At 56.4% G+C, this 20,707-nt stretch carries 20 protein-coding genes; 12 read left to right on the plus strand and 8 right to left on the minus strand.

Annotated features, from left to right (window positions below; genetic code table 11):
* The 7 genes from E2L05_RS06485 to hslV form a co-directional block, all read left to right on the plus strand.
* A partial coding sequence (locus tag E2L05_RS06485; protein ID WP_208016233.1) for a PD-(D/E)XK nuclease family protein occupies nt 1–734 on the plus strand: 734 nt, incomplete at its 5' end.
* Nucleotides 731–4,144, plus strand: a complete 3,414-nt coding sequence (addA, locus tag E2L05_RS06490; protein ID WP_133342093.1) for a double-strand break repair helicase AddA — start codon at nt 731–733, stop codon at nt 4,142–4,144. The genes E2L05_RS06485 and addA, both read left to right, overlap by 4 nt.
* Nucleotides 4,145–4,193: 49 nt before the next feature.
* Nucleotides 4,194–4,514 (plus strand): thioredoxin, encoded by a 321-nt coding sequence (gene trxA / locus E2L05_RS06495; RefSeq protein ID WP_133342094.1) that lies wholly within the window; start codon nt 4,194–4,196, stop codon nt 4,512–4,514.
* 202 nt (nt 4,515–4,716) lie between these two features.
* Entirely contained in the window at nt 4,717–5,223 is a 507-nt protein-coding gene (locus tag E2L05_RS06500) for a molybdopterin-dependent oxidoreductase (protein WP_243721893.1), read from the plus strand.
* Between the two features lie 23 nt (nt 5,224–5,246).
* Nucleotides 5,247–7,871 (plus strand): hybrid sensor histidine kinase/response regulator, encoded by a 2,625-nt coding sequence (locus tag E2L05_RS06505; protein ID WP_133342095.1) that lies wholly within the window; start codon nt 5,247–5,249, stop codon nt 7,869–7,871.
* Between the two features lie 112 nt (nt 7,872–7,983).
* Nucleotides 7,984–8,598 (plus strand): response regulator transcription factor, encoded by a 615-nt coding sequence (locus E2L05_RS06510; RefSeq protein WP_133342096.1) that lies wholly within the window; start codon nt 7,984–7,986, stop codon nt 8,596–8,598.
* 64 nt (nt 8,599–8,662) lie between these two features.
* Nucleotides 8,663–9,223, plus strand: a complete 561-nt coding sequence (gene hslV, locus E2L05_RS06515) for an ATP-dependent protease subunit HslV (RefSeq protein WP_133342097.1) — start codon at nt 8,663–8,665, stop codon at nt 9,221–9,223.
* Between the two features lies 1 nt (nt 9,224).
* Here the strand turns inward: hslV and E2L05_RS06520 are convergent, their stop codons facing one another.
* The 4 genes from E2L05_RS06520 to E2L05_RS06535 form a co-directional block, all read right to left on the minus strand.
* Nucleotides 9,225–10,457: an MFS transporter gene (locus tag E2L05_RS06520; RefSeq protein ID WP_133342098.1), complete on the minus strand. Its 1,233-nt coding sequence runs from the start codon at nt 10,455–10,457 to the stop codon at nt 9,225–9,227.
* An 82-nt stretch (nt 10,458–10,539) separates the two neighbouring features.
* Nucleotides 10,540–11,841: an ATP-dependent protease ATPase subunit HslU gene (hslU, locus tag E2L05_RS06525; protein WP_133342099.1), complete on the minus strand. Its 1,302-nt coding sequence runs from the start codon at nt 11,839–11,841 to the stop codon at nt 10,540–10,542.
* 62 nt (nt 11,842–11,903) lie between these two features.
* Nucleotides 11,904–12,536, minus strand: coding sequence for a Smr/MutS family protein (locus E2L05_RS06530; RefSeq protein ID WP_133342100.1), 633 nt, complete (start codon nt 12,534–12,536; stop codon nt 11,904–11,906).
* A gap of 21 nt (nt 12,537–12,557) precedes the next feature.
* Entirely contained in the window at nt 12,558–13,226 is a 669-nt protein-coding gene (locus E2L05_RS06535; protein WP_133342101.1) for a Tim44/TimA family putative adaptor protein, read from the minus strand.
* A 107-nt stretch (nt 13,227–13,333) separates the two neighbouring features.
* Between E2L05_RS06535 and E2L05_RS06540 the strand changes: the two genes are divergently transcribed.
* Together E2L05_RS06540 and secB are read left to right on the plus strand one after the other, a co-directional pair.
* Nucleotides 13,334–13,834: an FxsA family protein gene (locus E2L05_RS06540; RefSeq protein ID WP_133342102.1), complete on the plus strand. Its 501-nt coding sequence runs from the start codon at nt 13,334–13,336 to the stop codon at nt 13,832–13,834.
* A 62-nt stretch (nt 13,835–13,896) separates the two neighbouring features.
* Nucleotides 13,897–14,397, plus strand: coding sequence for a protein-export chaperone SecB (gene secB, locus E2L05_RS06545; RefSeq protein ID WP_133342103.1), 501 nt, complete (start codon nt 13,897–13,899; stop codon nt 14,395–14,397).
* A gap of 20 nt (nt 14,398–14,417) precedes the next feature.
* Here secB and dnaQ read toward each other — a convergent pair whose 3' ends face one another.
* The 4 genes from dnaQ to E2L05_RS06565 are packed head-to-tail and all read right to left on the minus strand — an operon-like array spanning nt 14,418 to nt 17,149.
* Nucleotides 14,418–15,125, minus strand: a complete 708-nt coding sequence (gene dnaQ, locus E2L05_RS06550) for a DNA polymerase III subunit epsilon (protein ID WP_133342104.1) — start codon at nt 15,123–15,125, stop codon at nt 14,418–14,420.
* The gene (coaE, locus tag E2L05_RS06555) at nt 15,118–15,711 is read right to left on the minus strand and encodes a dephospho-CoA kinase (RefSeq protein WP_279512627.1); all 594 of its coding nucleotides are present in this window, start codon (nt 15,709–15,711) and stop codon (nt 15,118–15,120) included. Before coaE ends, dnaQ begins: the two co-directional genes overlap by 8 nt.
* Nucleotides 15,708–16,541, minus strand: coding sequence for a shikimate dehydrogenase (locus E2L05_RS06560; protein ID WP_133342105.1), 834 nt, complete (start codon nt 16,539–16,541; stop codon nt 15,708–15,710). Before E2L05_RS06560 ends, coaE begins: the two co-directional genes overlap by 4 nt.
* Nucleotides 16,538–17,149 carry a Maf family protein gene (locus E2L05_RS06565; RefSeq protein WP_133342106.1) on the minus strand — a complete coding sequence of 204 codons (612 nt, stop codon included), beginning with the start codon at nt 17,147–17,149 and terminating at the stop codon, nt 16,538–16,540. The genes E2L05_RS06560 and E2L05_RS06565 overlap by 4 nt, the downstream gene beginning before the upstream one ends.
* Nucleotides 17,150–17,540: 391 nt before the next feature.
* Here E2L05_RS06565 and hemJ point away from each other — a divergent pair, with 391 nt between their 5' ends.
* The 3 genes from hemJ to mnmE all read left to right on the plus strand — a co-directional run bounded on the left by hemJ (nt 17,541) and on the right by mnmE (nt 20,706).
* Complete coding sequence (hemJ, locus tag E2L05_RS06570) at nt 17,541–17,993, plus strand: protoporphyrinogen oxidase HemJ (protein ID WP_133342107.1); 453 nt, start codon at nt 17,541–17,543, stop codon at nt 17,991–17,993.
* A gap of 123 nt (nt 17,994–18,116) precedes the next feature.
* Nucleotides 18,117–19,400 carry a transcription termination factor Rho gene (rho, locus tag E2L05_RS06575; protein WP_394346538.1) on the plus strand — a complete coding sequence of 428 codons (1,284 nt, stop codon included), beginning with the start codon at nt 18,117–18,119 and terminating at the stop codon, nt 19,398–19,400.
* 19 nt (nt 19,401–19,419) lie between these two features.
* Nucleotides 19,420–20,706 carry a tRNA uridine-5-carboxymethylaminomethyl(34) synthesis GTPase MnmE gene (gene mnmE, locus E2L05_RS06580; RefSeq protein WP_133342108.1) on the plus strand — a complete coding sequence of 429 codons (1,287 nt, stop codon included), beginning with the start codon at nt 19,420–19,422 and terminating at the stop codon, nt 20,704–20,706.
* Nucleotide 20,707 lies beyond the last annotated feature (1 nt).

Genomic DNA, 20,707 nt, shown 5'->3' on the forward strand with positions numbered 1-20,707 from the left:
GGCTGGACCCTCTTCACCGTGATCCGGATGCTCGTGATCGGGGCCGGGTGCTTCACCTTGTGATGGAACGGTTTGTGCCCGAATTTTCCAGTATCGCGCCCGAAGACCGACGGGCGCGCCTTTTGGCGGTCGCGCAGGACGTTCTTGTTGAAGAAGTCCCATGGCCGACCGCACGCCGGCTTTGGATGGCCCGACTTGCAAAAGTTGCTGACATTTTTCTGGCAGACGAGCTCGCACGTCATGCAGTGGCACTGCCTCTGAAGGGCGAGCAATTGGGCACGCTGAAGCTCACCGCACCTGATTTCACTTTGACCGCAAAGGCAGACCGGATCGACCTCACGGACGACGGAAGATATGTCATCTACGACTACAAGACAGGCGCGCCGCCCACCGAGAGCAGGCAAAAGGTGTTTGCCAAACAGCTTTTGCTGGAAGCTGTCATTGCCGAACAAGCCGGCTTCGGCACGCAGCCAGCCGCCGATGTTCTGCGTGCCGAGTATATCGGTCTGGGCAGCACCCCAAAGAACGTCGCCGCGCCGCTGGACAAAATGCCTCCAGACACAACACTGGCCGAATTCCGGAAACTGGTCGCCGAATATGATGATCCAGCAACGGGGTATACCGCCCAGACAGCACCAGAGTCTGAAGCCTTTGACGGCGACTACCTGTTACTGGCCCGCGCCGGGGAATGGGATCTGAGCGACAGCCCTAAACCCGAAAAGGTGGGCCAATGACCGCCCTCAATGACGCAACCCGCCGCCAGATCGACGCCGCCAACCCGGACCGATCAACCTGGCTTGGCGCCAATGCCGGCTCTGGGAAGACGCGAGTTCTGACCGACCGGGTTGCCCGGCTTTTGCTGTCAGGGACACCGCCACAGAACATTCTGTGCCTGACCTACACCAAAGCCGCCGCGTCAGAGATGCAGAACCGCCTGTTCCGCCGCCTTGGCGAATGGGCCATGAAGCCCGACGCAGAGTTGCGCGATGCCCTGACCGAGCTCGGGCTGGCCGGGACGCTGGATGATCACGCGCTGAACGGCGCCCGACGGCTGTTCGCACAAGCAATAGAAACGCCCGGCGGGCTAAAGATTCAGACCATCCACGCGTTTTGCGCGGCTCTGTTGCGTCAGTTTCCATTGGAAGCCGGCGTATCGCCCAGCTTTACCGAACTCGACGAACGCAGCGCGGCTGTTCTCGCGCAGGACGTTTTGGAAGAAATGTCAGATGGGCAGCAAGGCGCACTGCTTGACGGGCTCGCGCATTACCTGACCGGGGACGACAAACTGTCGGGACTGCTGTCTGAGATGCTAAAAGCCCGTGCAGCATTTGCAACGCCGCGCACCCTGCCCGACCTACTGACCGCTCATGGACTTCCCGCAGATTTTTGCGCCGACACGCTTTTGGCCGACGTTTTCGATGGTTCCGAAACAGACATGTTCACCACCATGCTGCCGATCTTGCGCGCCAAGGGCGGCAATGATGGCAAAGCGGCCGAGAAAATCGCGCCCCTGCTCGATAATCTGGACAGTCTCGCAGGGCTGGCTGTGCTTGAGGGGGTGCTTCTCTCAGGCAAAGACACCAAGGCCGGATCTTACGTGGCGAAGACTGGAAGCTTCCCAACCAAACCGACGCGCACAAAGCTGGGCGAAGCCCTGACAGATGCCCTCGACGCCCTGATGGAACGCGTAGAGGCCGCGCGCGACCGCCGACTTGCGCTTGCGTCTGCGCACCGCTCCGCAGCGCTGCACGCTTTTGCCGCTGTCTTCTTGCCAGCTATCGAGGCTCAGAAAACCGCCCGCGGACTGTTGGATTTCGACGACCTGATCCTGCGCACGCGCGAGTTGCTCTCTCAACGCGCGGCCGCTGATTGGGTTCTGTACAAACTGGATGGGCGGATCGACCATATTCTTGTGGACGAGGCTCAGGACACCAGCCCGGAACAATGGGACGTGATCCGCCTGCTGGCACAGGAATTGACATCCGGCGCTGGCGCGCGCGATGGCGTGAACCGAACCATCTTTGTCGTTGGCGACAAGAAACAGTCGATTTATTCCTTTCAGGGCGCAGACCCGGCGGCATTTGACCGGCTGCGCGGCCATTTTGAAACAGCGCTGGCACAAAGTGGCGAGCAGCTTCAGGATACCACGCTGACGCATTCATTTCGCTCTTCGGCGGCAGTTCTTGATGTTGTTGACCAAACCTTTGCAGCGCCGGAACACGGGGCGGCCGTCGGCGGCACGCCGGTTCATGTCGCGTTCAAAGACACACTACCCGGCCGCGTCGACCTTTGGAACTGGGTGGAAAAGGAAGACGACACATGCGAGGAGGTTGAGTGGTTTGCCCCGGTGGACCGGATCAGCCCGCGCGCCCCAGATGCCGTGTTGGCCACAAAGATCGCCGCCGAATTGCGACGCCTGATTGACGCGGGCGAGACGGTGCCGGACGGGAAAGGCAACCGCGTGCCCCTGCACGAAGGCCATGTTCTGATCCTTGTGCGTCGGCGCGGCCCCCTGTTTCGCGCAATCATCCGTGCGTGTAAGGCGCACGGGCTGGATATCGCCGGGGCTGACCGGCTCAAGTTGACTCGGGATATGGCCGTGCGCGATCTGATGGCGCTATTGAGTTACCTCGCCCTGCCCGAAGATGACCTGTCCCTTGCCTGCGCATTGCGTTCGCCCTTGCTGGGGTGGTCCGAGGATGCGCTGTATCGGTTGGCGCAGCCCAGACCCGGCTATTTGTGGCAGGCCCTGCGCGCCACCGCGCCAGACAGTGACGCCTATCAAATGCTGATGGATCTGGGCCAAAGGGCCGACTTTCTGCGCCCTTTCGACCTTTTGGAACGGGTACTGATCCGTCATCGCGGGCGCGAAAAGCTTGTCGCCCGGCTGGGCCCCGATTGCGAAGAGGCGATAGACGCGCTTCTGGGTGAGGCGCTGAATTACGAACGTGCGAATATTCCCAGCCTGACCGGCTTTCTCGAATGGATGCGCGGCGACAGTGTTGAGGTAAAGCGGCAAGCTGAAAGCGCAGGTCGGCGATTGCGGGTGATGACAGTTCACGGCGCAAAAGGCTTGGAAGCGCCCTTGGTGATTTTACCCGAATGCGGCAAACGAAACGCCCCCACCCCACCCGGCATTCTGCTGGACACAGACAGTGGGGTCCCGTTCTGGACACCGACCACACCGAATATGCCCGAAGCGCTTGCGCCCCTTCGCGCCGACAGCGTCGCGCGACAAGAGGAAGAACGCCTTAGGCTTTTGTACGTGGCGATGACCCGCGCAGAAAGCTGGCTTTGGATTTGCGCGTCAGGAGAACCGGACAAGACTGGGACCAGCTGGCACGCGATGGCCGAAGCCGGCCTGTCGGCTCTTGGTGCACGGCACATCGACACTCCGACAGGTCCCGGCTTGCGGTATGAACACGGCAATTGGGCTGGACTTCCCGAACAGGCGGAAGACGAACGAACAACAGCGCCGGTTACGCTTCCCGAATGGGTCGTGAGCCCCAGTCGCCCGCGCCCCCCAATTGAACAAACCACGATTACCGCATCAGGGCTTGGCGGCGCAAAAGCCTTGCCCGGAGACAGCGGCGTGAGCGAAGAGGCGGCAAAGCTTCGCGGCACTCGGCTTCATTTGTTGCTTGAACGCCTGCCGGATCTGCCCGAGGCAAGTTGGCCAGCGCTTGCACCCGAGATTTTAGACCTGCCTGCCGACGAAGCGGCCGAGATCGACGATCTGCTGGCAGAAGCAACCGGCGTGCTGACAGCCCCTTCCCTGCGCCCGCTTTTCGCCGCCGACGCATTGGCCGAAGTTGGGCTGACCTGTCCCCTGCCCGGCCTCTTGCCACCCCCCTATGATCATCTTGTCGGGATTGTGGATCGCCTGTTGATTTCTGACGATGGCGTGCTTGCAATCGACTATAAGTCCAACACCCGCATCCCCGACATACCCGAGAACGTCCCCGAAGGTCTTTTGCGTCAAATGGGAGCTTATTGCGTCGCGCTGGAAGCCATCTATCCCGGCGTGCCTGTGCAAACGGCTCTGTTATGGACGCGCAGCACAAAGCTGATGTATTTGCCCCGCGATCTCGTCATACAAGCCCTGCAGTACGCTGCGTCAAGCCCAGCTAACCTTGACGGTTGATCCCCCCGTTCTTACTTTGCTCCAACAGGAATTCGCCGAGGAGGCACTCATGGCAACCCAAGCCGTAACCGATGACACGTTCGAGACCGAAGTGAAGCAATCCAAGATCCCCGTTCTGGTGGATTTCTGGGCAGAATGGTGCGGACCCTGCAAACAGATTGCCCCTGCTCTCGAAGAGCTCGCCGGCGAAATGGAAGGCCGCGTAAAGATCGTTAAGATCAACGTCGACGAAAATATGAAAACCGCTCAAGAGCTTCACATTCGCGGCATTCCTGCGTTGTTTATGTTCAAAGACGGTCAGGTCGTTTCAAACAAGACCGGTGCAGCACCGAAAGCGGCACTGCAAAGCTGGATCGAAGATTCTATCTGAAGACCTGCTTTTTCTTTAAGAAAATCAAAAGGCCCTGCGCAACCGCGTGGGGCTTTTTTGCATCGCGTGGACAAAGCGGAAATATACCAAAGCATACAGACCAAATCACTTTGCATAGTCCATTGTTCACATTGATTTCTTTAGCGGCTCGCTGCCTTTCGCTATAATTTAGAAGAATCTTGTAGCAATTTAGGAGAAGTGAATGATCCGCTTGGCCAAATTCGCTCGCGCCCTTATGTTTGGCGCGCTCATCACCGCACAGCCAGCCATAGCGGCATATGACTTCCCGCAACCCAAAAGTGATGTGATTTTGACAATCGTACCGCTGGGTAGTGATACGCCAATCAAGCTTGACCGTGTGGGGCTGGGCGGTTTGCCCCGTGACAGCTTTACAACATCGACAATCTGGACCGCGGGCGTTTCTGAATTTGAAGGTGTGCGCATAAGCGTCCTTCTTGACGCGCTGGGTGTCCGGTCCGGAACAATCAAATTTATGGCCGTGAACGATTACGCCATTGATATTCCGGTTGCCGATCTGTTGGAAAATGACCCGATCATCGCGGAAAAGGTGGACGGTGAGTATATGAGCCTGCGAGAAAAGGGGCCACTTTGGCTGATCTACCCCTACGACACAGCGGCCAAATTTCAGACCTCGGTGATCTACTCGCGCAGCATCTGGCAGCTCGACAGGATGCAAGTTTTAGAGTGAATTTTTGATCTAGGTTACGTGGTATGACGAGTTTTTATAGCATTGAAAAAAATAAGAAAAAATGGCTAAAGCCCGTTCTTGTGGGCATGGCCGTTCTCGCGCTCACAGCCTTGATCGGCCTGCTTGCTGTGGATCTTGTCCGCAAACTGGACACCCTGAACAGAGCGACCTCTGACAATGTTGAATGGCAGCTATCGCAGGTCGAGGTCGAATATCTCTCGCTCGTGAACGACGTCAGCAATGCGCAAGCGCAACCGCCCGTCGCCGGGTTATCGGATGTGCGGCAGCGGTTCGATGTTCTGTACAGCCGCATCGTGACCCTCGACACCGGATTGATGTTTACAGAACTGCGCCAGTCCACAAATGTCGGCGCGCTGGTTGCCACGCTCCGCGCGGACCTCGACCGCCTCATTCCCATGCTTGATGGCCCTGACCCCGAATTGCAGCGAACGCTGCCAGAACTTCAGCAAGACCTCATTGCTCACCGTGACACGATCCGCGAAGTCGCACTGACCAGCCTGAGGTTTTTTGCCAAGCAGGCAAGCGAAAGCGGCGCCAGTGTGGCCGCGACGCTGGAACGGGTTTCAATCATAACCGGGTTGCTCATCGCCATGCTTGCCGGGCTTACTTTTGTGCTTTGGCGCTTCTATCTCACTGCGCAATTCCACTCCCGTAAGGCTGAACTGACCGGGGAACGAATGACTTCTGTTGTCGAAACGGCGCTCGACGGGGTCATAATTGCCGACATGCAAGGAATAATTCGCGACTTCAACAAAGCCGCCGAAACCATTTTCGGCTTTTCGCGAGATGAAATCATCGGTCGCTCGATCTCTGAAACAATCATCCCGAAGGACGCAAGGGCAGCGCATCACGCCGGCATGAAACGATATGCCGAGACCCGCAATGGCAAGCTTGTGGGCGGTGGGCGTGTCACCCTGACCGGATTGCGAAAGAACGGTGAGGAATTTCCCCTGGAGCTTTCTTTGGCTTCCAGCGTCAACAACACCCACGAGGCGATCATAATATCGTTTGTACGAGATGTGACGCGCCGGGTTACTGCTGAAAAAGAACTGCGCCACGTTCGGGACAAGGCGCTGGAAAGCGAGCGCGCCAAAGACCGGTTGCTGACAGTCATGAGCCACGAAATGCGCACACCTTTGAACGGGATGCTGGCCACGCTTGAATTGCTTGAAGAGACCGGCCTGACCGAAAAACAAGCGCGCTATGTCTCGGTCATCGAGCAATCCGGTGATGTGCTGCTCAGCCACGTGAACGACGTTCTCGACATTTCCCGCATCGATTCGGGCGCCCAGCCCACAGATAGCTTGCGCCCAATGGATTTCGGAACGGTCGTTCGCGATATCGTCGCCGAACAATCAGCCATCGCGCGCCGCAATGGGACTCGGATCAGCGTTTCGCTTCCGCCCGTATCGACCGTGGTCGGCGACCCCGCAGCCCTGCGGCGGATACTGTCAAACCTGATCGGTAACGCGATCAAATTCACAAAGAATGGCGAAGTCGATGTGGCCGTTGCCCGGCTTGGCCGCGGCGATTTGGTGGAGTTCACCATAAGCGACACCGGCATTGGTATCGAGAATGCCGATCGGGAGCGCATTTTCGACGATTTCTTTTCGCTTGATGCGTCCTATGGCCGGTCAAATTCCGGCACTGGCCTTGGGCTTGGTATCGTAAAGCGGCTTGTAACGCGATTGGGCGGCGAGATTGGCGTCGAAAGCGAACCCGGCGAAGGAAGCCTGTTTTGGGTGCGCATCCCGCTTGCACAAAGACTTGGAACGCTCAAAAAGAAAACAGTCACGGCTTCGCCCAAACCCGTTCAAGCGAAGCAGCAGAAACCGCAAAGGTCGCTTGATATCCTCGTCGTCGAAGACAACGAGATCAATCGCCTCGTGATGCGCGAAATGCTTGAATCCGCAAACCATAAAATCACCGAAGCCAATGATGGCATCGAAGGGGTCGAATACGCCCTTGCTCACACTTACGATCTGATCCTCATGGACATCAGCATGCCCCGTCTCGACGGTGTTGAAGCAACCCGCCGCATCCGCGGCTCTGGTTGCGGATCCTGCCGCACGCCAATTGTGGCAGTGACCGCGAACGCGTTAAGCCATGAGGCCGAGAAGTTCCGCCAGGCCGGTATGAACGAGACCATCACAAAGCCGTTGTCGCGCAAGTCGATTGAGCATGCGTTGGCATTGGCCGGCGACAGCGTGACAGTGTTCGCACCGCCGAAAAGCAGCACAATCGTCAAGACAGGGTCAATCAACTTGTCCCAATTGGAAGAGCTGAATGCCGAGATTGCGCCCGAGCACTTGGCCAAAATGTTCAAAGTGTTCCGCAAAGATGCCGACGCCCTTGTCGCAAAGCTGGCATCGGGACCTGCCAAAGCAATCAACCGAGCCGAAACAGTCGCAGATATCCACAAGCTTTCTGGTACCGCAGCGGTTTTTGGGGCGGATAGCTTTCGTGCCCGATTGCTTGAATTACAGGAAATCGGAAAAGCAGGCACGGCCACGGAGGAAAACACCCGGCTTCACGAGCTTCCAGCAATCTGGGATCGGGCGATAAGAGAGTTCAATAGTGCCAGCAGCTTTGAATGGGTTGGATCAAGCTCATCGGGACGCTGCTAAAACGCCACGTTACGCATCTATCTGACCCAGTTCGGGAAAATTCGATTGCAGTTTTTCGCAACCGCCCCCTAAAGTAGAATTCTACCGGCATTTCGGGTAGGGGAGGCTTGCTATGAACGTATTGATAGCTGACGATCACGATCTTGTCCGGGATACCTTGGCAGTGTTCCTCGGGGCAGAAAACGAAATTAATGTTGAGACCGTCGAAGATCTTGATCAAGCCTGTAAGTTGATCGAAGAACGCGGCTCGTTTGATTTGGTTTTACTGGACTACACAATGCCCGGGATGAACGGTCTTGACGGTTTGCACAAGGCAATTGCGCTGAACGATGGAAACCCGGTCGCAATTATGTCTGGCACCGCCTCACGCGTAGTTGCACAGGAGGCTCTGGATGCTGGGGCTGTCGGATTTCTTCCCAAAACACTTCCCGCAAAATCGCTGGTGAATGCTGTTCGGTTCATGGCCGCTGGTGAAACTTATGTGCCCGTCAAATTTATGACGACCGAAGAGGAAGAAGAGGTCAATCCGATTGCCGAAAAGCTCTCGAGCCGCGAAATGCAGGTTCTGGGTGGGTTGTGCCAGGGCTTGGCGAACAAAGAAATCGCTCGCGAATTGGACCTTCAGGAAGTGACCATCAAGCTGCACGTGAAAACGCTGTGCAACAAACTGGAAGCCAAGAACCGGACCCATGCCGCAATGATCGCGAAAGAAGCCGGCCTGTTCTAGGTCTCGTACGGTTGTCGCTTGGCCTTCGTGCCGCCATATAGGCCGGACAGATAACGGAGGCCTCATGGCAGATCAGAATTTTCCAGGTTGGCACGGAACCACAATCATTGGCGTTCGTCGCGGTGGTCGCGTCGTTATAGCGGGCGATGGGCAAGTCAGCCTTGGGCCGACAGTGATTAAGGGTAGTGCCCGCAAGGTGCGCAGGCTTAGCCCCGGCGGTTCCGATGTGGTGGCAGGATTTGCCGGGTCCACGGCCGATGCTTTTACACTGCTCGAACGACTGGAAACCAAGCTTGAAGCAACGCCCGGCCAGCTTGCTCGAGCCAGCGTAGAGTTGGCAAAGGATTGGCGCACCGACAAGTACCTTCAGAAGCTTGAGGCGATGCTGATAGTTACCGACGGTCGTGACCTGTTTGTTATTACCGGCGCCGGCGATGTTCTGGAACCAGAACACGACGTTGCGGCGATTGGGTCAGGCGGCAACTTTGCCTTGGCAGCGGCACGCGGGCTTATGGCCAACACCGACATCGACGCGGAACAAATCGCACGCGAAGCAATGGCCATCGCGTCAGAAATTTGCGTCTATACCAACGGCAATTTGACTGTCGAAACCATAGACGAATAGGTCAGCCACGCACATAGCGCGCCAGTGGGCCTGCGGCGCGTAGGCCCACACCTATCAACGCCGATGTCGCAATGAAATAGATCGCGATGACCGGCATCTGCCGATCATATCCGACGCCAGCATCAATGACCCACCCAGTTATCACCGGACCAAGAGCTGTTCCAAAAACCATGATTGCGGTGGCAAGCGCCCGGATGGATCCAAGATGCCGTGTGCCGAAGTAGTCCGCCCAGAACGCCGTTGGAACCGTGACAGCGATGCCATGTCCAAGCCCCAAAAGCACCATGGACGCACCACCCCAAACCAAACCCGAAGACCAGCCCATCAGCACAAAGGCGGCAGCCATTGGCAACTGGTATAACTGCATCAGCCGGCCAGTGCCAAAGCGGTCGATCAGCAAGCCCGATCCGATCATTCCAGTGACCGTTGCGGCCGTATAAACCGGGAACAAAGATACGAATTGAAGGTGCTCCCAGCCCTTTTCCGCTGACAGGTGAACCTGATGAAAAAAGGTAGCCGTTAGGAACGCCGCTGGCCCCACGATCAGGGGCACCGCGCACCAGAACAAAGGATGGTGCATCGCCTCTTTGCGGGTCCAGTGACGCCCGCCCATACCGGGTGATTGCTCGTGCTCGCCCAAGCTTTGCGGCGTTCTCTCACGCCGAAGCAGCAGCGCCAGCGCAGGAATCGCCAAAAGCGCCAGCACCGCAGCGACCAACCACAACAACCGCCAATCTACGTGCCCCATCAAGCTGACAAACGTGATGGGAAGAACGGATTCGCCCAACGCGAAGCCGATTGTCGCGACGGCAAGCGCCTTGCCTCGGTTCGCCACGAACCAACGCGCCATTGCCACCGAGGACAGGTGCGACGACATCCCCTGCCCAAAGAACCGCAGTGCAAAAATCACAGGGATCAGCACCCAAGCGGTATTGACCGCAGACATCGAAACACAGGCGGCCGCGAGGCCCAGCATGATGAATGCGCCCAGAAAGCGGACCCGAAATCGATCCGTCACGCCGCCCACAAAGATCATTAGCGCCGCCGACATAAGCGTACCGGCACCGTAGATAGAGCTCCACTCGCCGTGGCTAAGGCCGAACTCTGCCATAATCTCACCCGCAAAAAGCGAGATGAAATAGGTTTGTCCATAGCTAGAGGAAAACGCAAGAAGCAGCCCGGCTGTCAGCCAAGGGGCGTTTGCGCGCAAAAACGCGGTGGAAGGTGCTTGCATGTGTCGGGATCCTTAAGTCGATCCCAAATCGTTAGGACGAGGACGGGCCCGTGTCCAGCACGCAGCCCGTCATCCAAGACCCTTACAGCACATAGCGGCTGATATCCGTCGATTTCACCAGATCGCCCAAATACTTCTCAACAAACGCTGCATCGACGGTGACTGTATCGCCACACCGGTCCGGCGCTGTATAGCTGAGATCCTCGAACACGCGCTCAAGCACCGTGTAAAGACGCCGCGCGCCGATATTCTCGACACTGCGATTTACCTCAGCCGCGATCGCTGCCAACGCGGCAATGCCGTCATCGGTAAAGGTGACCGTGACCTGCTCAGTTGCCATAAGCGCGGTGTACTGGCGCGTCAGGGCGTTGTCTGTTTCCGTCAGAATGCGCACGAAATCTTCTTCGGTCAGCGCGCGAAGCTCCACCCGGATGGGCAGACGGCCCTGAAGCTCTGGAAGCAGGTCCGATGGTTTTGCAATGTGAAACGCGCCCGACGCAATAAACAGGATATGGTCCGTTTTAACCGGACCGTGTTTGGTGCTGACCGTGGTGCCTTCGATCAAGGGCAGCAAATCACGCTGCACGCCTTCGCGGCTAACATCGCCGCCCCTTGCGTCAGACCGAGCACACACTTTGTCGATCTCATCCAGGAACACGATGCCGCTTTCCTGCACCGCATCAAGCGCCGTGCGCGTGACCGCTTCGTCATCAAGCAATTTATCGGCCTCTTCAGCGACCAATACTGCATAGCTATCGGCCACGCTCATACGCTTTTTCACGGTCCGCCCGCCAAAGGCTTTGCCGAAAAGATCGCCAATATTCATCATGCCCATACCGGGCTGACCGGGAATATCCATCTGGGGCAGCGGGCTTGACGTATCTGCGACCTCGATTTCAATTTCGTGGCCGTCAAGTTCGCCCCTGTGCAGCTTTTCACGGAACCGTTCACGCGTCCCTTCACGGGCATCACTGCCGGCTATTGCAGAAATGACCCGGTTCTCGGCGTTTGCTTCCGCCCGCGTTTTCACGTCGTCGCGCATGTACTCGCGGGTATCAGCAATAGCCACATCCACCAAATCGCGAACGATTTGCTCAACATCCCGCCCGACATAGCCAACCTCGGTGAACTTGGTTGCCTCAACCTTCACGAAAGGCGCACGGGCCAGCTTTGCAAGTCGGCGGCTGATCTCGGTCTTGCCAACCCCAGTTGGCCCGATCATGAGGATATTCTTGGGATACACCTCATCACGAAGGTCATCGCCCAACTGTTTGCGCCGCCAGCGGTTACGCAAGGCGACAGCGACCGCCCGCTTTGCATCGGCTTGGCCAATGATAAAACGGTCGAGTTCAGAAACGATTTCGCGCGGTGTCAGGGTGGTCATGGATTTCTTTCCTTTTGGCCAAGCGAACCTAAGCATGGCAGCGCAAGTTGCAACCGCTGGTCTTACCGTGCCTTGCGCAAATAGACGTAATACGCACCATCGCCGCCGTGGCGGTAATGGGCTGGGGTTATCTGAAGCACGACCTGCGACAGCGGCGGCGTCTGCGCCCAGTGCGGCACCTGATGACGCAGAATGCCCCGCCGAACCGGAATCACGCCGCCTTCGTCCCGATCTTTACCCTTGCCGGTTATCACGAGAACAAGCCGTTTACCGTCAGAATAGGCTGACATGAGGAACCGGACCAGAACAGGGTGTGCCTGCGCCAATGTCATTCCATGAAGGTCAATTCTGGCTTCGGGGCGCAGCTTTCCGCGCTTTAACCGCCCATGTGTATGCCCATCAACCCGAGGTGGCGCTGCGTGCAGCGCGTCCGTGATGTTCGGGGCCAGGTCGTGTCGGGGCGGCGGCGTTTGCGCTCGGCTTCCCAATCTGAAACTTGAAAGCTTCTTGGCTGCCATCCGCTTTGGGGCGGGCGCTTCGGGTTTCTCCGAATGGGGCCGCTCTTGGGCGGACCCACGCAAATGCGCCGCCTTTGACAGCGACGCATTTGTAAGGGGGGTCACAGATTCAACGACCCGTGCCCAAATGTCATGGTCTTCAGGCGACTGCCCGGGTTTGTGGCGTTTGCGCGACATTGGGGCAAAGCGCCTTTGGGATCAGTCGCCAGTGGCGACCAGAAGCCAGTTGGGATCGCCGACGCTCATATCACGAGCGAAGGTCCAGGTGTCAGGCTGGCGCACGATCTCTTGTGGGTTGCCTTCGACAATCTCGCCGGTCTCGTTCCGCACGACGGATGTGAGTTCGGCAACAAAGCGCACCGTCAGTTCTGCTTCGTGTGTGGCATGATCAAAGTGCGCGGTAATCAACTTGAGTTCACGAATGCCAACAAATGTCGCGTCGATGCTCAGACCCTGACGGGCGCGTTCTTCGATCGCCTCACTGAAGCTTTCAAGAATGTCAGGGGCGATAAAGTCCTCCACTTCACTCAGGTCGCCAGATTTGAACGCCATGAGGATCATTTCGTACGCGCCGCGTGCGCCTTGAAGGAAACCGGTAACGTTAAAGTCGGCGTCTTCCTTCTTCATTTCGGCCAATGCGGCGGCTGCAGGGCTTTCTGCCGGAACATTGTCGATAATGTCGTGGTCTGGGCCGCCTTCGATGACTTCGAATTCCGGGCGGGAGTCGTTAAGTGCATCACTTTTCCCGGCCATAGGGACGGGCGGTTTTTCAAACCCTTCGCGCGTGCCCAGCACGCTTTTTAGCCGCAAGATCAGGAAGATTGCGACACCGGCAAGCACGAGTAACTGAATCACGGCAGAGCTCATTTAGGCCTCATGAGGGGTTGGGATGGCGAAAAGACTGTATCACTCTTATGTAGGTGACAAGGTGGCTCAAGTCCACCTGACACAACCAAGTCATCTGAGGGGACACTATGTGGCTTCTAGCTGCCTTCATCGGCATACCACTTATCGAGATCGGGCTGTTCATTCAGGTCGGCGGTCTTTTGGGCCTTTGGCCAACCCTTCTGATTGTGGTGCTGACCGCAATTCTGGGCACGTCTATGGTGCGAACCCAAGGGCTTGCCGCGCTGGCAAACATTCAGACATCTATCAATCGTCTTGATAACCCGGCAGAGCCGCTGGCCCATGGCGCTATGATCCTGGTGTCGGGCGTATTGCTGCTGACACCGGGCTTTTTCACTGATGCGCTTGGGTTTGCGTTGCTGGTTCCGGGTATCCGCGTTCGCGTGTTCGCCTTCCTGCGTAGCCGGGTCAATATACAGCACGCAACGATGAACACCGCAGGTCAGGCCGCACAACGCAACCCCAGCGGGCCCGACGTGATTGATGGCGAATTCCGAGAGGTCGACCCCGACAGTATTCCGCCACGCAGGACCGACCGACCCTCTAGATGGACCCGAGACGACCGGTAACTTGTGAGCCACTGGTTGATCTGGTAGCAGATGCCCAACCTCGTATCTGATGGAGAAACTTTATGGCCGATACACCCAACGGCGCTGCACCGCAGCAGCCCGCACAGGTCAAAATGCAAGTTCTGGCGCAATATATTCGTGACTTTTCGTTTGAGAATATTGTCGCACAAAAAGGCACTGGCGGCGACGTGAAGCCCGATGTGCAGGTTCAGGTTGGCCTGGACGCGAAAAAGCGAAGTGTTGAAAACCAGTACGAAGTGATCACAAAGTACACGATCACATCCAAAAACAAAGAAACCGGCGATGTCCTGTTCGCGATGGAACTGGATTACGGCGGGGTTTTCCTGATCGACGGCATACCCGAGCAGCAATTGCACCCCTTCTTGATGATTGAATGCCCTCGGATGCTTTTCCCGTTTGTTCGGCGCATCGTGTCTGACGTTACGCGCGACGGCGGCTTCCCGGCATTGAACCTAGACACTGTTGATTTCATGGCGATCTATCGCAACGAAATCGAACGTCGCCAAAAAGATGCGGCAGCAGCTCAACCAACCAACGCATAATTTTCTTGGTGCGGGACTGTTCAGTCAGTCCCGCCCATGAATTTACGCCAAACTGCGGCGTCGCCCAACGACGCAACAAAAGCCGCATGCGCGGCCTTTTCCTGTTCCGATAAACGCGTCGGCAATGGCTTGGCGCGCGGGCGCGGCCGCCATGCAGCATCTGCCGCGCTGTCACCAGACTTCCGCTCTGGACTGTTCGTCAGAACCAAATCGGGCTGTCGCCCGCCGATGAGTTCGAGATACACTTCGGCCAGAATTTCGCTATCCAGCAGTGCGCCATGCTTTTCGCGCGACGAGTTGTCGATGCCAAACCGGCGGCACAACGCGTCGAGTGACGCAGGTGAGCCGGGGAAGCGTTTGCGGGCAATCGCCAGCGTATCGAGCGCTTGCGCCATAGGTATCGCAGGCATGTCGAGCCAGCCCAGCTCGGCATTGATGAACTTCATATCAAAGCTGGCATTGTGGATCACCAGCTTTGCATCACCGCAGAACGCCACAAAATCGGCCGCGATATCCGCAAAGACCGGCTTGTCCGCCAGAAACTCTGCGCTGATGCCATGCACATCAAATGCTTCCTGCGGCATGTCGCGCTTGGGATTGATGTACTGATGATAGGTACGGCCCGTTGGCATATGGCCCACCAATTCGACTGCACCAATTTCAACGATGCGGTGACCATCAAACGGATCAAGCCCTGTGGTTTCCGTGTCGAGAACAAGTTCACGCATTTCGAGCCCTGATGTCTTTCACGATTTGACTGACCGCCACTTGCGCTGACGAATGATCGCAGGTTTCAATGATGAAATCCGCGTGCTTCCTTTTTTCCGCATCCGGCATCTGGTTTGCAAGGATACGTTCAAAATGTGCGTCGGTCGTCCCAGGCCGGGCCAGAACACGGGCGCGCTGAATGTCCGCCGGCGCGCTCACCACGGCGACCGCATCAAATGCGTCCTTGGTGCCGCCCTCAAAGAGCAACGGAATGTCGAGAACGGCGATGTCGCTTTGAGTGTCTGCTAAAAAAGCAGCCCGGTCTGCCGAGACGAGCGGGTGAACGATAGCCTCAATTTTACCAAGCGCCTTCGGGTCTTTCGCAATCCATGCTTTTAGGGCAGGGCGGGACACAGCACCGCCCTCTACGGCATCAGGGTGAAGGCGCGCAATCGCGTCCACCGCAGCGCCATTACGCCCGTATAGCCGGTGCACCGCTTCATCGGCGTCCCAAACAGCGCAGCCATGATCAGCAAACAGGGCGGCCGTGGTCGACTTCCCCATGCCGATTGACCCAGTAAGGCCAAGTTTGAACGGATCGCTCACGCCTCAAGCATCCGCGCCCGCGTCGCATCCGACACCACAGGGCGGGTTCCAAACCATTTTTGAAAACCTGGGATGGCTTGATGAATAAGCATACCCAGTCCATCGACGGTGATTGCGCCCGCAGCACGCGCTGCGGTCAAAAAGGGTGTTTCTAGCGGTATGTATACGAGATCGGTTGCCAAGGCCCCCGGGTGCATTCCGTCAAGCGCGATGTCAAAGGGCGGCTGCCCCTGCATCCCCAATGAGGTGGTATTCACCAGCGTCGTCGCGCCATCGGCAACATCGCCGGCCTTTTCCCAATCGATAACCTGCACCGTTGGCCCAAAAATATCGGCCAAAGCCTCGGCCCGGGCGCGCGTTCTGTTGCACAAACGGATCTCAGGTGCTCCTGCGGAAAGAAGCGCATCTAGCACAGCTCGGGCTGCACCGCCGGCGCCATAGACAGCCACCGGTCCTGCCGCTGCCGACCAATCCGGTGCGGTTTGACGCAAGTTTTCAATAAACCCTTCGCCATCCGTGCAATCCGCATCGAACCCGCCCTCGGGCCGAAATGTAAGCGTGTTGGCGGCTCCGATCCGTTTCGCGCGCTTTGTTACTGTGGTTGCAAGCTTCAATGCGGCTTCCTTGTGGGGCAGGGTGACGTTCACCCCAACAAAGCCCGCCTTCGGCAAAGTTTCGAGTACGCCTTGCAGGTCGTCGGGATGCACATCCATCGGAATATAGTGACCAGTGATCCCGTACTCTTGCAGCCACCCCCCATGCAGTCGGGGCGATTTACTGTGAGCAACCGGGTGCGCGATCACTCCAGCCAAAGGTATCTTTGTCTTCATCCCGGAATGTCCCCCCGAAGGATCAAATACGACAGCAACTCCAAGAGAGGAAGACCGAGCACAGTGAAATAGTCGCCATCAATTCGGGTGAACAATCGCGCGCCTTCTTCTTCTAGTTTATACCCCCCGACAGAGTGACGGATACTGTCCCAGTTTCGTTCGACATAGTCGTCGACATACGCGTCGGTTGCGGCGCGCATGGACAACCTGACGATCCCGACATGACGCCAAAGGGGTTTGCCACCCTCATAAATCACTGCGGCAGATAAAAGCGTGTGCCTGTCGCCGCGAAGGCGGTACAGCTGCGCACGCGCCTCATCAGGGGACTTGGGTTTACCCAAAACATCCCCGCCGTGCGCCAGCACCTGGTCGCAACCAAGAACAAGACGGTCCGGAAATTTATCACTGATCTTACGCGCCTTCGCCTCTGCGAGGGCGTCGGCGATATCGCGTGGCGGCGCGCCTTCAGCACTCAAAGAGTCGCGCAACGCTAACTCGTCGATACGGGCTGGTTGAGTTACAACCGAAACGCCGGCTGACGTCAAAAGCTGCTTTCGGATTTCTGAAGCAGACGCAAGTATCAGTGGTGTGGTGGGTGTGGATAACATTGTGCGCGACTCATAGGAGTGGAGGCCGGCAACATGTGCAGAACACTCGCGAGATGGTGGGGCTGGCAAAACAGTCCGAATTCTTCAGCTATAAGATAGCAATAATCAACAGGGGACAACGGATACTCGCGCTCTGTGTACAGAACTTAACACCAAGAGTTTTCCCCTGACTTATCCACAGGCCTGCGATGAGCTTCGGAATTTAAGTGTATGAAAAACAGATATATTTTAAAAATTCGGTCAGTCAGTCTTTCTGATACGTGAAAAAGTCCACATGGTATAAAGGTGTGGAAAAACACGTAATCCACATTGTCCACTGTACTACTGTCTTCATCATCTTTTCTTTCATTCTTCTTTATTGTTAAGTGGTCCGGACCTTACGGAGCACTGCATGTTCGATATTCTCTCTCCGTTCTATTTTTGGATCCTGGCCTTTCACATCATGTCGGTAATCGCGTGGATGGCAGGGTTGTTCTATCTTCCACGACTGTTTGTTTATCACACAGAACAAGTTGACCCCGACACCACGACCGATGCGTTGTTCCAAACGATGGAGCTGAAGCTCTTTCGACTGATCATGAATCCTTCGATGATTTCCACGTATGTGTTCGGATTATTGCTGGTTATGACGCCCGCTGTCGTGGATTGGGCATCATTCTGGCCTTACACAAAGCTTGTCGGCATCGCCGGAATGACGTGGTTCCATCATTGGTGTGGGAAGCGGCGCAAAGACTTTATCGCTGGCGCAAACACCCGGTCGGGCAGGGATTACCGTATGATGAACGAGGTTCCGACGTTACTCATGGCGCTGATTGTCATCTCAGTGATTGTGAAGCCATTCTGACCTCTACCAGAGCCTAATTGACTCAGACGGTTAAACGCACTATTCGACTGCTGCGGGCATTCGTCCGTTTTTTCTCCCCCATTATGCAAGGCCATGCACTTTCCGCATGGTGAAGGCTGACCTATGAATGTTGCTGTGTCCCAAGAACGTCTCAACCTGTCTGACCTGAAGGCAAAAAGCCCCAAGGATCTGCTGGCGATGGCAGAGGAACTCGACATCGAAAACGCCTCGACCATGCGTAAGGGCGAGATGATGTTCCAGATCCTGCGCGAGAGGGCTGACGAAGGTTGGGAAATCTCGGGTGACGGTGTTCTTGAGGTTCTTCAAGACGGGTTCGGGTTTTTGCGCTCGCCCGAGGCGAACTATCTTCCCGGCCCAGACGACATTTATGTGTCACCCGACATGATACGTCAGTTTTCCATGCGAACGGGGGATACGATAGAAGGTGTCATCCAATCGCCCCGCGATACGGAACGGTATTTTTGCCTGACGCGCGTATCGAAGATCAACTTCGAAGATCCAGAACGCGCCCGGCACAAGATCAACTTTGATAACCTGACGCCGCTTTATCCGGATGAAAGGCTCAAGCTTGAAATCGAAGATCCGACCATCAAGGATAAGACTGCGCGCGTGATCGATCTGGTCGCACCAATCGGGAAGGGTCAGCGATCATTGATCGTCGCACCGCCGCGCACAGGTAAGACAGTTATTCTTCAGAATATTGCCGCCTCGATCGAGCGGAACCACCCGGAGTGCTATCTGATCGTGCTGCTGATTGACGAACGTCCCGAAGAGGTGACGGACATGCAGCGCTCGGTGAAGGGAGAGGTTGTCAGCTCGACCTTCGATGAACCTGCCTCGCGTCACGTGGGCGTTTCCGAGATGGTTATCGAGAAGGCAAAGCGTCTGGTTGAACATAAGCGTGACGTGGTCATCCTACTGGACAGCATCACGCGTCTTGGGCGGGCCTACAACACCACTGTTCCAAGTTCTGGTAAGGTCCTGACTGGCGGCGTCGATGCGAATGCCCTGCAGCGCCCCAAGCGCTTCTTTGGTGCGGCGCGGAATATCGAAGAAGGCGGCTCGCTGACTATTATCGCGACGGCGCTTATCGATACCGGCAGCCGTATGGATGAAGTCATCTTTGAAGAATTCAAAGGTACAGGTAACTCTGAACTGGTGCTTGATCGCAAGATTGCCGACAAACGCGTGTACCCGGCTATCGACATAATGAAATCGGGTACTCGTAAGGAAGACCTGTTGATCGACAAGATGAACCTGCAAAAGACGTTCATTCTGCGTCGCATTCTGAATCCGATGGGCACAACCGATGCGATCGAATTCTTGTTGACTAAGTTGAAGCAAACAAAGTCAAATTCTGAATTCTTCGACTCCATGAATACCTGATATAGTAGGTAGTCATGATATGGATACCATATATGCGTTAGCCTCTGGACAAGGCAAGGCAGGCGTTGCCGTTTTGCGAGTGTCCGGTCCGCAAGCCCATGACACGGTAAAGCGACTGTGCGGTCGTGTTCCTTCCTTCAGAAGTGCATCCCTATGCCGGATACAGGATGCTCAAGGGAAGTTGCTGGATCGGGCGCTTGTGCTGACATTTGCTAAGGGCGCGAGTTTTACTGGCGAGCAATCCGCCGAATTCCATCTGCACGGTAGTCGGGCAATCGTTAAAGCGGTCATGCGAGAGATCGGTTTGGCCGAAGGTCTGAGAATTGCAGAGCCGGGTGAGTTCACCCGACGTGCCCTTGAGAATGGCTGCATGGACCTGACAGAAGTCGAAGGTCTCGCCAACCTCATAGATGCAGAAACAGAAGCGCAACGTCGCCTTGCTCTGCGGTTATTTGAGGGTGCACTTGGAGTGAAAGTTGCGCGGTGGCGGGATACGCTTATCGATGCGATGGCTCTGCTTGCGGTCACGATTGACTTTTCAGATGAAGATGTGCCGGACGAGATGAACGCCGAGGTGCATGCGCTTCTTGTTGCGGTTTTAGACGATCTTGAAAGGGAACTATCTGGCATCGCTGCTGCTGAAAGAGTTCGGGACGGGTTTGAGGTTGCCATTATCGGGCCACCGAACATCGGAAAGTCAACGTTGTTAAATGCGTTGGCCGGTCGCGATGCGGCACTGACATCAGAAGTCGCTGGAACCACGCGAGATGTAATCGAAGTGCGTATGGACATTGATGGCCTGCCTGTAACGTTCTTGGATACGGCCGGAATTCGTGAAACAAGTGATGCGGTCGAAACGTTAGGTATAGAGCGCGCGTTGCGCCGCGCGGAGAATGCCGATGTGCGTGTTTTTCTGACCGATGGTCAAATGCCAACTGGTTTCGTTTCTCGTGAGGCTGACATTGTTCTTGTTGGAAAGACCGATATTTCTCGGAAGGCAGTGAACGGGATCTCAGGAAAGACTGGCGAGGGGGTACATGACCTTCTTCGCAGTATTTCAGATCGCCTTGGGGGTATGGCCAGTCTTGCAGGAGTGGCCACTCAGGAGCGCCACCGCATAGCAATCGCGCGCTCCATAGTGTGTCTCAATCACGCGTTGGCCATGTTGGATGCTGGATCTGAACATGCAGAGTTGATCGCCGAGGAATTGAGACAAGCAGTTTCTGCCCTTGATGCGTTAGTCGGTAAAGTAGATGTTGAAGATCTACTGGATTCGATTTTCAAAAAGTTCTGCCTTGGCAAATGAA

This window comes from Meridianimarinicoccus aquatilis (assembly GCF_004358675.1).
GTDB lineage: Bacteria > Pseudomonadota > Alphaproteobacteria > Rhodobacterales > Rhodobacteraceae > Meridianimarinicoccus > Meridianimarinicoccus aquatilis.

Bases quoted from the DNA above. Each gene is read 5' to 3' on its own strand.
- addA (WP_133342093.1), top strand. From the start codon at position 731: ATGACCGCCCTCAATGACGCAACCCGCCGCCAGATCGACGCCGCCAAC.
- trxA (WP_133342094.1), top strand. From the start codon at position 4,194: ATGGCAACCCAAGCCGTAACCGATGACACGTTCGAGACCGAAGTGAAG.
- E2L05_RS06500 (WP_243721893.1), top strand. From the start codon at position 4,717: ATGATCCGCTTGGCCAAATTCGCTCGCGCCCTTATGTTTGGCGCGCTC.
- E2L05_RS06505 (WP_133342095.1), top strand. From the start codon at position 5,247: ATGACGAGTTTTTATAGCATTGAAAAAAATAAGAAAAAATGGCTAAAG.
- E2L05_RS06510 (WP_133342096.1), top strand. From the start codon at position 7,984: ATGAACGTATTGATAGCTGACGATCACGATCTTGTCCGGGATACCTTG.
- hslV (WP_133342097.1), top strand. From the start codon at position 8,663: ATGGCAGATCAGAATTTTCCAGGTTGGCACGGAACCACAATCATTGGC.
- E2L05_RS06520 (WP_133342098.1), bottom strand. From the start codon at position 10,457: ATGCAAGCACCTTCCACCGCGTTTTTGCGCGCAAACGCCCCTTGGCTG.
- hslU (WP_133342099.1), bottom strand. From the start codon at position 11,841: ATGACCACCCTGACACCGCGCGAAATCGTTTCTGAACTCGACCGTTTT.
- E2L05_RS06530 (WP_133342100.1), bottom strand. From the start codon at position 12,536: ATGTCGCGCAAACGCCACAAACCCGGGCAGTCGCCTGAAGACCATGAC.
- E2L05_RS06535 (WP_133342101.1), bottom strand. From the start codon at position 13,226: ATGAGCTCTGCCGTGATTCAGTTACTCGTGCTTGCCGGTGTCGCAATC.
- E2L05_RS06540 (WP_133342102.1), top strand. From the start codon at position 13,334: ATGTGGCTTCTAGCTGCCTTCATCGGCATACCACTTATCGAGATCGGG.
- secB (WP_133342103.1), top strand. From the start codon at position 13,897: ATGGCCGATACACCCAACGGCGCTGCACCGCAGCAGCCCGCACAGGTC.
- dnaQ (WP_133342104.1), bottom strand. From the start codon at position 15,125: ATGCGTGAACTTGTTCTCGACACGGAAACCACAGGGCTTGATCCGTTT.
- E2L05_RS06560 (WP_133342105.1), bottom strand. From the start codon at position 16,541: ATGAAGACAAAGATACCTTTGGCTGGAGTGATCGCGCACCCGGTTGCT.
- E2L05_RS06565 (WP_133342106.1), bottom strand. From the start codon at position 17,149: ATGTTATCCACACCCACCACACCACTGATACTTGCGTCTGCTTCAGAA.
- hemJ (WP_133342107.1), top strand. From the start codon at position 17,541: ATGTTCGATATTCTCTCTCCGTTCTATTTTTGGATCCTGGCCTTTCAC.
- rho (WP_394346538.1), top strand. From the start codon at position 18,117: ATGAATGTTGCTGTGTCCCAAGAACGTCTCAACCTGTCTGACCTGAAG.
- mnmE (WP_133342108.1), top strand. From the start codon at position 19,420: ATGGATACCATATATGCGTTAGCCTCTGGACAAGGCAAGGCAGGCGTT.